This window comes from Pseudomonas sp. ASL8 (assembly GCF_056680355.1).
In genome coordinates, this window is sequence record NZ_CM155278.1 from 1,279,509 (window position 1) to 1,291,547 (window position 12,039).

7 protein-coding genes and 1 pseudogene are annotated in these 12,039 nt (G+C 58.6%); 4 read left to right on the forward strand and 4 right to left on the reverse strand.

The features are described from left to right. Window positions 1-94: 94 nt before the first annotated feature. The 3 genes and pseudogenes from AC1MEA_RS05715 to AC1MEA_RS05725 all read left to right on the forward strand — a co-directional run bounded on the left by AC1MEA_RS05715 (window position 95) and on the right by AC1MEA_RS05725 (window position 2,939). Window positions 95-808, forward strand: a complete 714-nt coding sequence (locus AC1MEA_RS05715) for a methyl-accepting chemotaxis protein (protein WP_374029014.1) — start codon at window positions 95-97, stop codon at window positions 806-808. A 316-nt stretch (window positions 809-1,124) separates the two neighbouring features. Next, window positions 1,125-2,036: pseudogene (locus AC1MEA_RS05720) on the forward strand (methyl-accepting chemotaxis protein); the annotation flags it as partial. A 198-nt stretch (window positions 2,037-2,234) separates the two neighbouring features. After that, window positions 2,235-2,939: a methyl-accepting chemotaxis protein gene (locus AC1MEA_RS05725; RefSeq protein ID WP_480918102.1), complete on the forward strand. Its 705-nt coding sequence runs from the start codon at window positions 2,235-2,237 to the stop codon at window positions 2,937-2,939. A gap of 195 nt (window positions 2,940-3,134) precedes the next feature. Here AC1MEA_RS05725 and mdoH read toward each other — a convergent pair whose 3' ends face one another. The 4 genes from mdoH to pip all read right to left on the reverse strand — a co-directional run bounded on the left by mdoH (window position 3,135) and on the right by pip (window position 9,269). After that, window positions 3,135-5,711, reverse strand: a complete 2,577-nt coding sequence (gene mdoH / locus AC1MEA_RS05730) for a glucans biosynthesis glucosyltransferase MdoH (RefSeq protein ID WP_449634384.1) — start codon at window positions 5,709-5,711, stop codon at window positions 3,135-3,137. Continuing rightward, on the reverse strand, window positions 5,704-7,590 hold the full coding sequence (locus AC1MEA_RS05735) for a glucan biosynthesis protein G (RefSeq protein ID WP_374028976.1): 1,887 nt from the start codon (window positions 7,588-7,590) through the stop codon (window positions 5,704-5,706). Before AC1MEA_RS05735 ends, mdoH begins: the two co-directional genes overlap by 8 nt. Window positions 7,591-7,849: 259 nt before the next feature. Next, on the reverse strand, window positions 7,850-8,287 hold the full coding sequence (dtd, locus tag AC1MEA_RS05740; RefSeq protein WP_219063598.1) for a D-aminoacyl-tRNA deacylase: 438 nt from the start codon (window positions 8,285-8,287) through the stop codon (window positions 7,850-7,852). A gap of 10 nt (window positions 8,288-8,297) precedes the next feature. Continuing rightward, window positions 8,298-9,269, reverse strand: a complete 972-nt coding sequence (gene pip / locus AC1MEA_RS05745) for a prolyl aminopeptidase (RefSeq protein ID WP_219063599.1) — start codon at window positions 9,267-9,269, stop codon at window positions 8,298-8,300. 234 nt (window positions 9,270-9,503) lie between these two features. Here pip and AC1MEA_RS05750 point away from each other — a divergent pair, with 234 nt between their 5' ends. Beyond that, entirely contained in the window at window positions 9,504-11,957 is a 2,454-nt protein-coding gene (locus AC1MEA_RS05750) for a glycogen/starch/alpha-glucan phosphorylase (protein ID WP_480917082.1), read from the forward strand. The last annotated feature ends 82 nt before the right edge of the window (window positions 11,958-12,039 follow it).

Below are 12,039 nucleotides of genomic sequence, written 5' to 3' on the forward strand. Positions count from 1 at the left end.
CGCCAGCGCCGCTGAAGAGTTGTCCGCCGTGACCGAACAAACCAGTGCCGGGGTTAACAGCCAGAAGGTCGAAACCGATCAGGTGGCCACCGCCATGCACGAAATGACGGCGACCGTTCAGGAAGTCGCGCGCAATGCCGAAGAAGCGTCTGAAGCCGCCGTTGCCGCCGATCAACAGGCGCGTGAAGGCGACCGCGTGGTCAAGGAAGCCATCACCCAGATCGAACGTCTGGCCAGTGAAGTGAGCAATTCCACCGACGCGATGACTGAACTCCAGCGAGAAAGCGACAAGATTGGCAGCGTGCTCGACGTGATCAAATCTGTCGCCCAACAGACCAACCTCCTGGCGCTCAACGCCGCCATTGAAGCCGCACGTGCCGGGGAAGCCGGTCGTGGTTTCGCCGTGGTAGCCGATGAAGTGCGCAGCCTGGCCCAGCGCACGCAAAAATCCACCGAAGAGATCGAGGAGCTGATCGCTGGCCTGCAAAAAGGTACCCAGCAAGTGGCGACGATCATGGACAACAGCCGCAGCCTGACCGTCAGCAGTGTCGAACTGACGCGCCGCGCTGGCAGCTCGCTGGAGAATATTGCTCGCACCGCGTCGGCGATCCAGGGCATGAACCAGCAGATCGCCGCCGCCGCCGAGCAACAAAGCGCCACCGCCGAAGAGATCAACCGCAGCATACTGAACGTACGCGACGTCTCCGAGCAAACCTCCGCCGCCAGCGAAGAAACCGCAGCGTCCAGTGTCGAACTGGCCCGACTGGGCAACCATCTACAAATGCTGGTGGGTAAGTTCAGGGTGTAACACAGCACAGATCTGTAGGCGCTGCCGCAGGCTGCGACAGCGCCTACAGATTTTGTAACAGACCCTCCCCCTCGATTTTCAGACTTTTCCTACGACCTGTTCAGGTCCAGCGACCCCTTCCCCTGCCGATGCGTTAACCAGGCACAACGATGTTTTGCCTTCTTTTCGCATCCTTTGCAGGAGAACTCCCATGTTCCGACCCCTGACCCAAGCTCTGGGCAATACAAGCGTCAAGCTTAAACTCGCACTGGGCTTCGGCTTGGTCTTAATGCTGACCCTGGCGATTACCCTGACGGGCTGGCATGCACTCGACACCATGATCGACCGCTCCGAAAAGCTGACGGCCATCGGCCAGTTGAGCAACGCGAGCAAGGACCTGCGGGTTGAGCGGATTACGTTTCGCGTGGAAAACACGCCGGAAAGCGCAGCTGCAGTGCTCAAACGCCTTAACGAACTGGAAGCACAGCTCAATGCGTTACGCAGCACCATGGACGACCCGGCCAACGTCGCGCTGCTGTCGGACCAGAGTGAGACCGTGCGCACGTTTGAAAAGACCTTCACCGAACTTGGGCAGACATTGGAGGCACGCGATAAAACCCGTGAACAGCTTGATCAGCAATCCGAGCTGGCGATGAAAACGGTGGCACAGGTGGAAACCGAAGTGCTGAAGGCGGTCAGTCAGGAGCAGGACGGCAGCGAACGGCTCGGCGAGTTCACCAACATCGCGCAACTGCGTCAACAGATCGAGACTGCCCGCTATCACGTGCAGGCCTACTCATTCAGCGGTCTGGAACAGTACGAACTGGCGGCGATTGCAGCCATCGATGAGGCACTCAAAGAGGTCAGCCAGATAGCTCAGGATCAGGCTGACGCTAATGTCTCCGGGCTGCAACAGGCCAATCAGACCTTACAAAACTATCGCGAGAAACTAGGTCAGTTCAAAGACATTCAGATCAAGGCCGAAGCTGCGCAAGAGACCATGGAAGCGCTGGGCAACACGTTGCTCGCCTCCAGCGCTGAGTTGAGTAGCCGCCAGACCGTCAAGCGCGATACCGAGGCGACGCGGGCACGTACCACCTTGATCAGCGTTGCCGCTCTGGCGCTGCTTCTCGGGCTGTCGGCCGCCTGGGTGATCACTCGGCAGATCATCGCGCCCCTACAGCAAACACTGATAGCGGCCGGGCGCATCGCTCAAGGCGACTTGAGCAAAGACCTGGTTATCGAGCGCCGCGATGAAATGGGCCAACTGCAAGTCAGCATGCAGCAAATGACCCTGAGCCTGCGCGAACTGATCGGCGGGATTGGCGACGGTGTTTCGCAGATCGCCAGCGCGGCAGAACAGTTGTCTGCAGTGACGGCGCAGACCAGTGTCGGCGTGAATGGTCAAAAGGACGAAACCGATCAGGTCGCTACCGCCATGAATCAGATGACAGCAACCGTAAGGGAGGTCGCCCGTAACGCCGAGGCAGCGTCGAACGCCGCAGTCCAGGCCGATCAGCAAGCCCGTGAGGGCGACAAAGTGGTGGCTGAAGCCATCACCCAGATTGAGCGTCTGGCCGTTGAGGTCGGCAACTCAACCTTGGCGATGAACCAACTCAAACTGGAAAGCGATAAAATTGGCAGCGTGCTCGACGTGATCAAATCAGTGTCGCAGCAAACCAATCTGCTGGCCCTGAACGCTGCCATCGAAGCCGCACGCGCCGGGGAAGCGGGCCGTGGTTTCGCAGTGGTCGCGGACGAGGTGCGCAGCCTGGCGCAACGCACCCAGCAATCCACCGAAGAGATCGAAGAGCTGATCGCCGCCTTGCAGAACGGGACCCAGCAGGTGGTGACCACCCTCGACAATAGCCGCGCCCTGTCGGACAGCAGTGTCGAATTGAGCCGTCGGGCCGGCGGTGCCCTGGAACACATCACGCTCACCGTCTCGACCATCCAGAGCATGAACCAGCAGATCGCGACCGCAGGAGAGGAACAAAGCGCCGTCGCCGAGGAAATTACCCGCAGCGTACTGAACGTACGTGATATCGCCGAACAGACGGCAGCGGCCAGCGAGGAAACGGCAGCCTCGAGTGTCGAACTGGCGCGACTGGGAAGTCATCTGCAGGGGCTGGTGGGGCGGTTTCGGGTGTAAGGAGCTGGCTTGCCAGCGATCGGCTACGGAGCGGTCGTAGAATGCCTGTACACGGTTTTGCTGAAGCGTTTGGGAATATCGACTTGCGACCACTTCGTGGCCGATCGCAGGCAAGCCAGCGCCTACAGATTATTTATTCCATTCCAAAAAAACGCCCTTGAGGAGTGACCTCAAGGGCGCTTTTTTATCACACTATCAGGCGTTAGCCAGTTGGTGCGGGGCAACGTGGGTGACAGGTTGCAACGGCAGCAGAGGCGCATGCGGATCGGCTTCGATCGACTGGCGCCAAGCGGCGAGCCACTCAGGATGGCCTTCGCTCCAGACCTGCTCATGCAGTCGCGCCAAGGCTACCGGGTCACTCAGCAGCATCAGGCGTTCCTGGTTACTGAGTTTGTCCGGCCCGACTTTCATCGCCTGACGAACCCGCTCGATGCGCGTCCATTCAATCGGCTCGGACTGGGTGTGCCGCGACGTCGCCAAGGCGCATGCCAAGGCGTTCTGCTGCGGATCGACCACCGCCCGGATGAAGCCCTGTTTCAATGCATGCCAACGGTTTTCATGGGTGTAATGATCGGTCGCGACCAGTTCTTTCGGCGGCGAGTACTCTTCAGGGATCAGGAAGAGTTTCTCGTCCCGCGCCTTGAGGCCCAAACCGACCCGGCTGGAAATCACCGAGACCGGAATCGACAGCATCAACGAGCCGACAATCGGCGCCAGCCACCAAAGGAAGCTTGGGTTCAGCGAGGCGACCAGCAGGCCCCAGCACAAACCCAGAAGCGTTTGCGGACCATGGCGCTTGACCGCTTCGCTCCACGGAGTGGAGTCATCGTCACGCTGCGGCGAGTTCCAGGTCGCGGCCCAGCCGAGGAACGCGGCCAGTACGAAGCGCGTGTGGAACAGCATGCGGACCGGCGCCAACAGCACCGAGAACAGCATTTCCATCAGCATCGACAGGGTCACTTTGATGCGACCGCCAAAACCGACCGAACCCTTGGCCCAGATCAGAATGATGCTGAGCAGTTTGGGCAGGAACAGCAACACGATGGTGGTCGAGAACAGCGCGACAGCCTTGTCCGGGTGCCATTGTGGCCACAACGGGTACAGCTGGCGTGGCTCCATGAAGTACTGCGGCTCCATGAGCGTGTTAACCGCCAGCAAGGCAGTCGACAGCACAAGGAAGAAGAACCATAGCGGGGCCGACAGGTACGACATCACCCCGGTCAGGAACACAGCACGGTGTACCGGGTGCATACCCTTGACCAGGAACAGCCGGAAGTTCATCAAGTTACCGTGACACCAGCGGCGGTCACGCTTGAGCTCATCCAGCAGGTTAGGCGGCAACTCTTCGTAGCTGCCCGGCAGATCATAGGCAATCCACACGCCCCAACCGGCACGGCGCATCAGCGCGGCTTCAACGAAGTCGTGAGACAGGATCGCACCGGCGAAGGCACCTTTACCGGGCAACGGCGCCAAGGCGCAGTGCTCGATGAACGGCTTCATGCGGATGATCGCGTTGTGCCCCCAATAGTGGGATTCGCCCAACTGCCAGAAGTGCAGACCGGCGGTAAACAGCGGCCCGTACACGCGGGTAGCGAACTGCTGCATGCGTGCATACAGCGTGTCCATGCCCGATGCGCGTGGCGCGGTCTGGATAATGCCGGCGTCCGGGGTGGCTTCCATCAAGCGCACCAGACTGGTCAGGCACTCACCGCTCATGACGCTGTCGGCATCGAGCACGACCATGTAGCGGTATTCACCGCCCCAGCGACGGCAGAAGTCATCGAGGTTGCCGCTTTTGCGTTTTACGCGACGACGACGGCGACGATAGAAGATCTTGCCGAAGCCTTCGCTTTCGCGGCAGACCTCAAGCCAGGCCTGCTGTTCGGCGACGGCGATATCGGAGTCGTTGGTATCACTGAGGACGAAAAAGTCAAAGCGATCCAGGTCACCCGTGGCGGCTACCGATTCAAAAGTAGCGCGCAGACCGGCGAACACACGAGGAACGTCTTCGTTGCAGATCGGCATCACGATGGCGGTGCGAGCACCGGCTTCGATGGGTTCGTTGCCCGCGCTGGCCCCGGAAATGCGGTATTTGTCATGCCCGGTGAGCAATTCGAGAAAGCCCATCAACGCAGTCCAGAAACCGGCCGATACCCAGCAAAACAGAATACCGAACAACAGCAGAATGCTGGTCTGCAAGGCATAGGGCAGCACTTGCACCGCAGTCTGGAACAATGTCTGGTGAGTGATTTCATCCAGTGAAACGAAGGACCAGCCTTGATAAGGCATGATCCCTTTCATGTACCAAGTCGCCACGACAGTTTGACCCAGCATCAGCACCAGCAAGATGTAACGGCGCAGTGAGCCGACAAAACGCCAGCGTGCCGAAGGCAGCTCGCGTTGGGGCGGCGTGGGAAGGTTCTTGCGACCCATCAGACGGCGCCAGCCACGCACCAGGATATTGGTGCGCCATGGTTCAGGGATGACTTTGGTACGACGAATCGGCGGCGTGGCTTTCAGGCAGACCCGACCACTGGCGTCGAGGACGAGCATTTCAGCTTCTTCCAGTTCGTCAGCGGTGGTCAATGTCAAACGACGGCCAACCGAAGCCTGAGCGGCCTCGGCGCTGTCGGTGAACGGCTGCGTAGAAAGACGCTGGTGCAGCTCGGTGAACGAGGTGCAGCTGGCGAGTTCCGCCCGCTGCTCATCGCTCATCGGCAAATGTGCCAAGTACTCGGTCAGAGACTCTGGCACAGACTGGACATTACTCATCGGCAGGCAACTGATAGCTCCAGGTCTCGGTCAAGACTTGTACATTCTTGGCCGGTTCCGGATTAGTGGGTGCAGTCTCGGCTTCAGGCTGCGGGGTCTGTTTGCCATCTTTGTCTTTCGCGATGTCGGCCTTCGCTACGTCTGCCTTTGCAGCGTCTGCTTTTGTCGATTCGCCTTTCGCCTCAGCGGGTTTGGCCGCGTCAGCTGGCTTGGCCGTATCAGCCTTGACTATGACGGTTTTCTCTTCTTTCGGAGCCACTTTGCTCTCGACCTTTTTCTCTACTTTCTTATCTGCTTTGTCAGCAACAATTGCCGCAGGTTCCTTACCAGGCTCGGCAGGGACTTCACGAAGCAGATAAGCGCGCATGTCGATCGACTTGCCCGAATCTTTGGCTTTCAGGCGCAACGTCAGACGCCAGCCTTTGGTCACCGGGTTGTAGCGCAGATTGTTTTCGACCAACTCGGTGTTGTCGTCAGTGGTCACTTGGCTACGGATCGCCGGGTCTTCACCCAGTTTTGCGAGCACCGGGCCCTCAAAATCAACCAGGAAAGCCACGCTGCCGTCAGGCTGACGGATCAGATTGGACTGTTTGACGTCACCCGTGGAACGCAGGGTCTGTTTGACCCAGCCCAGATCAGGCGAATGGATGGAGCTTTCGTCCATGGTCCAGTGCAGGCGATAGTTGAACTCCATCGGCTGGCCTGGCTCAGGAATGACTTCCGGCTTCCAGAACGCAACGATGTTGTCGTTGGTTTCGTCGGCAGTCGGGATTTCTACCAGATCAACGGTGCCTTTGCCCCAGTCGCCTTTCGGTTCGATCCAGGCACTTGGGCGTTTGTCGTAGCGATCATCCAGGTCTTCGTAGTGGCTGAAGTTACGGCCACGCTGAAGCAGACCGAAGCCACGCGGGTTTTCCACCGAGAAGCTGCTGACCGCGAGGTGTTTCGGGTTGTTCAACGGACGCCAGATCCACTCACCATTGGCGGCTTGAATCGACAGACCGCTGGAGTCATGCAGTTCGCGGCGATAGTTCAGCACTTTGGACGGCTGATTGGCGCCGAACAGGTACATGCTGGTCAGTGGTGCAACGCCCAGCTTGCCGACCTTATCGCGCAGGTACATACGCGACTTGACGTCGACGAGGGTGTTGGTGCCCGGACGCACGGTCAGTTGATAGGCGCCTGTCGCACGTGGAGAGTCCAGCAGTGCAAAGATCACCAGATGGTTGTCATCCGGTTGTGGACGCTCGATCCAGAACTCGGTGAAACGCGGGAACTCTTCACCCGATGGCATTGCAGTGTCAATCGCCATGCCGCGCGCAGACAAGCCGTAGACCTGACCTTTGCCAACGACGCGGAAGTAACTCGCGCCCAGCATCGTCATGATCTCGTCGTTCTTGTCATCTTTGTTGATTGGGTAAAGCACACGAAAGCCTGCGTAACCGAGTTTTTCGGTGGCTTTCGGGTCGAACTTCACGTCGCCAAAGTCGAACCGGCTAGGGTCGTACTTGAATTCCTGTACGTCAGTCGCCGTGACTTCATTGATTTTTACCGGCGTGTCGAAGTGCATGCCCTGGTGATAGAAGGACAGCTTGAAGGGTGTCTTATCCCCAACCCACACGCCCTTTTCTTGAAGAAAGCGGATTTTTTGATAATCCGCGAACTTCATGTCGCGAAATTCGTTCGGCAGATTGCTCTTCGGAGCTTCGTACTTCTGCCCGGCCATGTCTTTGGCCTTGGCCGCAACATCGTCCAGGCTGAACGCCCAAAGCTGGCCTGCGCTGAACAGACAGATCAGTGCAGAGCCTGCCAACAGGGCACTACGTAACCGTTTACCGGGTGTCATTGGAGCAATACAGGGACTAACAATCACGAGCAACCCTCGCCGAAAAACAGATCATAAAACCAACGGCCAGCTATCAAGTGCCGGGTTGGCGAGCATTGTTCCGACTCCGAAAGGGCCTAATGATTCCCTAAACGGCGACGGACCAGCCTCTGGCTATATCAATCGGGTCAACGAACGCTGATCCCCGTAGCGCGCGATTATCTAGTAGCCCGCGTTACAACGCATCAGGTCCGATGAAGTATTTATTGCTTTTTCACCTGATAAATCCGGGCGGCCCAGGGTAATCGCCTGTTTAGCTCTCAAGTAAAAATGTCACAGGGCCATCATTGACCAGATGAACCTGCATGTCCGCACCAAATTGGCCCGCCGCCACATTATCGTGCACGCTTCTCGCCTGCTCTAATAGATAGCTGAATAACTCGGCGCCCAGCGCGGGCGGTGCGGCTTTGGAAAAGCTCGGGCGCAAGCCGCTCTTGGTGTCAGCGGCCAAGGTGAACTGCGACACTAGCAGCAAACCACCGCCGACATCCCTGAGTGACAGGTTCATTTTGCCTTCGGCGTCGCTGAACACCCGATAGTTCAGCAGTTTGCTCAGCAACTTATCGGCGCTGGCGCGCGTATCTTGCGGCTCGACGCCGATCAATACCAACAAGCCCTGATCAATGGCACCTACGATCTCACCCGCCACGTCGACATGCGCGCCACTCACGCGCTGAAGCAGCCCCTTCATACCGGGCCTTTCACGCTTCTTCGGGCGGCAGATCGAGCAACCGACGGGCAATCTGGCTCGCAGCACGCACCAAGGCATCGGTGATGCCCGGCTCGGATGCCGCATGACCTGCATCGCGGATCACCTGCAGTTCACTGTTGGGCCAGGCTTGATGCAGCTCCCACGCATTGTCCAGCGGGCAGATCACGTCGTAGCGGCCGTGCACGATGATGCCCGGCAAATGAGCGATCTTGGGCATATCGCGAATCAACTGATTCTCTTCGAGGAACGCGTTGTTGGTGAAGTAATGGCATTCGATGCGGGCGATAGACAGCGCGCGCTGCGGTTCCGAGAAGCGATCCACCACCATCGGATTCGGCCGCAGCGTCGCCGTGCGCCCTTCCCAGGTGGACCACGCTTTGGCGGCGTGCATCTGGGCGATCTGATCACTGCCCGTCAGGCGTTTGTGGAAGGCGCCCAGCAAGTCGTGGCGCTCATCCTGCGGAATCGGCGCCAGGTAGTCTTGCCAATAATCGGGAAACAGGCGGCTGGCACCTGCCTGGTAAAACCAGTTGATTTCCTGTGGCCGGCACAAAAAGATGCCCCGCAGGATCAAGGCATGGACGCGTTCCGGATGGGTCTGAGCGTAAGCCAACGCCAGGGTCGAACCCCAGGAGCCGCCGAACAGGACCCATTTTTCGATGCCCAGGTGCAGACGAATCCGTTCCAGGTCTTCGACCAAATGCCAGGTGGTATTGTTTTCCAGGCTGGCGTGGGGGGTGGAGCGCCCGCAACCGCGTTGATCGAAGGTAATGATGCGGTACATATTCGGGTCAAAAAACCGACGGCTCTGGGCATCGCAACCCGCGCCTGGCCCGCCGTGGATGAAAACCACTGGCAAACCTTCGGGCGAACCGCTTTCATCGACGTACAGCACATGAGGCTTTTCCACGGCCAGATCGTGCCGGGCGTATGGTTTGATCTGCGGGTACAAAGTCTGCATAGGTGCTCCAAAGGGGCGGTCAGGGGCTTCTATTTATTTTGCCGTGGAGCATCATAAACCCGAATCGAAGAATGATCATGCCCCCAGAGAGAGAAGGGGTGTTCGGCATGGAACGATCAATGCAGGGTTTTTATCAATTGCAATTACCCGCGAACCAGAAAGACGGACCCGTGTCGAACCATCTAGAGTTAATCATCCAGCTTCCTATTCGTCTGCTCGTTAGAGGTCGTATTGATGTCAGAGGAACCGCTTGTTCGTGACGCCGAGGTGGCCGCTTTCCGTGCCGCTGTACTCGAAAAACTCACTTATGCGGTGGGTAAAGATCCAGATCACGCGTTTGACCATGATTGGTTCGAAGCCATCGCCCTGGCCGCTCGCGACCATATGGTCGAGCATTGGATGGACCACACTCGACAGATTTACCGCAAAGGCCAGAAACGGGTTTACTACCTGTCACTCGAGTTCCTGATCGGTCGACTGCTGTATGACAGCCTGAGCAACCTTGGCCTGCTGGACATCGCTCGTGAAGCACTGACTGAGTTGGGTGTGGACCTGGAGCGCATTCGTTTGCTCGAACCGGATGCTGCACTGGGCAATGGTGGCCTCGGTCGTCTGGCCGCCTGCTTCATGGAGAGCATGTCGACCCTCGGTGTCGCGTCCCATGGTTACGGTATTCGTTACGAGCATGGCTTGTTCCGTCAAGCCGTGGTCGATGGCTGGCAACAAGAGCAAACCGAGAACTGGCTGGACTTCGGTAACCCTTGGGAGTTCGAACGTGCCGAGGTGATTTACCCGATCGGCTTCGGCGGCAGCGTCGAGACCCTGGTCAATGAAGCGGGCGAGCAACGCCAGGTCTGGCGCCCGGCGGAAGTTGTGCGAGCCGTTGCTTACGACACCCCGGTGGTCGGCTGGCGCGGATCGAGCGTCAACACCCTGCGCTTGTGGCGGGCACGGGCGGTCGAGGACCTGCACCTTGAACGCTTCAATGCCGGCGATCACTTTGGTGCGGTGGCCGAAGTCGTTCGCGCAGAAAGTATTTCCCGCGTGCTGTACCCCAACGACAGCACCGAAGCCGGTCAGGAACTGCGTCTGCGCCAAGAATACTTCTTCGTCTCCGCGTCGCTGCAGGACTTGCTGCGACGTCATCTGAACATGCATGAATCCCTGTATTCGCTGGCCGATCACGCCGCGATCCAGATGAACGACACGCACCCCTCGATCGCCGTTGCCGAGTTGATGCGTGTGTTGATCGATACCCACGGCATCCCATGGGATGCGGCCTGGAAGATCACCGTCGACACCCTGGCCTACACCAACCACACCTTGCTTCCCGAGGCGTTGGAGACCTGGTCGGTTGGCCTGATGGAGCGGATGCTGCCGCGGCACATGCAGATCATTTACCTGATCAACGCCCTGCACATCGACGAATTGCGAGCCAAAGGCATTCACGACTTTGACGTGCTGCGCGCCGTCTCGCTGATCGAAGAGGACAACGGCCGCCGCGTGCGGATGGGCAACCTGGCGTTTCTGGGTTCGCACAGTGTGAATGGCGTGTCGGCGCTGCACACCCAATTGATGCGCAAGACCGTGTTCGCCGAGTTGCACAAGCTATATCCCGAGCGGATCAACAACAAAACCAACGGCATCACCTTCAGGCGCTGGCTGCATCAGGCCAACCCGCCACTGACCCGCATGCTGGTCAAAGCCTTGGGCGCAGACGTTCTGGATAATGCTGAATCACGCCTGATCGAGTTAGAGCCATTCGCCGAGAAGGAAGCGTTCCGCCAACAATTTGCCGAGCAGCGCCTGAAGAGCAAGCAAGCCTTGGCGACCCTCATTCATGAGCGGCTGGGAATCATGGTCGACCCGACGGCGATGTTCGACGTTCAGGTCAAGCGCATCCATGAATACAAACGCCAACTGTTGAACCTGTTCCACACCATCGCGCTGTATCAGGCGATGCGGGCCGAACCGGAGACTAACTGGGTGCCGCGGGTGAAGATTTTCGCCGGCAAGGCGGCCGCCAGCTATCACACGGCCAAGTTGATCATCAAACTGACCAACGACATCGCACGCACCGTAAACAACGACCCGACCGTGCGCGGCTTGCTCAAAGTGGTGTTCATACCCAACTACAACGTCAGCCTGGCAGAAAGCATTATCCCGGCCGCCGACCTCTCGGAGCAGATCTCCACCGCAGGCCTGGAGGCCTCGGGCACCAGCAACATGAAATTCGGCCTCAACGGCGCACTGACCATCGGCACCCTTGATGGTGCCAACGTGGAAATGAGCGAGCGAATCGGACTTGAGCACATGTTCATCTTCGGCCTGACGTCGCAGCAGGTCGAAGCACGCAAACGCGCCGGCGATTACAGCGCCACTGGAGATATCGGCAGTTCACCGCGGCTCAATGATGTGCTGGAAGCGATCCGGGGCGGCGTGTTCTCACCGGATGATCCAAACCGCTATGCCGGCCTGATCGATCAATTGATCGCTTACGACCGCTTTTTGGTGTGCGCCGACTTCGAATCCTATTGGGAGGCTCAAGGCAAGGTCGAGGCACTGTGGCACGACCCTAGACAGTGGTGGCGCTCGGCGGTGCTCAATACGTCACGGATGGGCTGGTTCTCCTCGGACCGAACCATTCGCGAATATTCGAACGACATCTGGAAAGCGCTGGAGGAATAAATCTGTGAGGTGGACTCACTCGCGAATGGCCTGACACGGCTTACCTGTCGCGCCGCCTTCGCGAGTGAATTCATCGCAGACC

Bases quoted from the DNA above. Each gene is read 5' to 3' on its own strand.
- AC1MEA_RS05715 (WP_374029014.1), top strand. From the start codon at position 95: ATGCACGAAATGACGGCGACCGTTCAGGAAGTCGCGCGCAATGCCGAA.
- AC1MEA_RS05725 (WP_480918102.1), top strand. From the start codon at position 2,235: ATGACAGCAACCGTAAGGGAGGTCGCCCGTAACGCCGAGGCAGCGTCG.
- mdoH (WP_449634384.1), bottom strand. From the start codon at position 5,711: ATGAGTAATGTCCAGTCTGTGCCAGAGTCTCTGACCGAGTACTTGGCA.
- dtd (WP_219063598.1), bottom strand. From the start codon at position 8,287: ATGAAGGGGCTGCTTCAGCGCGTGAGTGGCGCGCATGTCGACGTGGCG.
- pip (WP_219063599.1), bottom strand. From the start codon at position 9,269: ATGCAGACTTTGTACCCGCAGATCAAACCATACGCCCGGCACGATCTG.
- AC1MEA_RS05750 (WP_480917082.1), top strand. From the start codon at position 9,504: ATGTCAGAGGAACCGCTTGTTCGTGACGCCGAGGTGGCCGCTTTCCGT.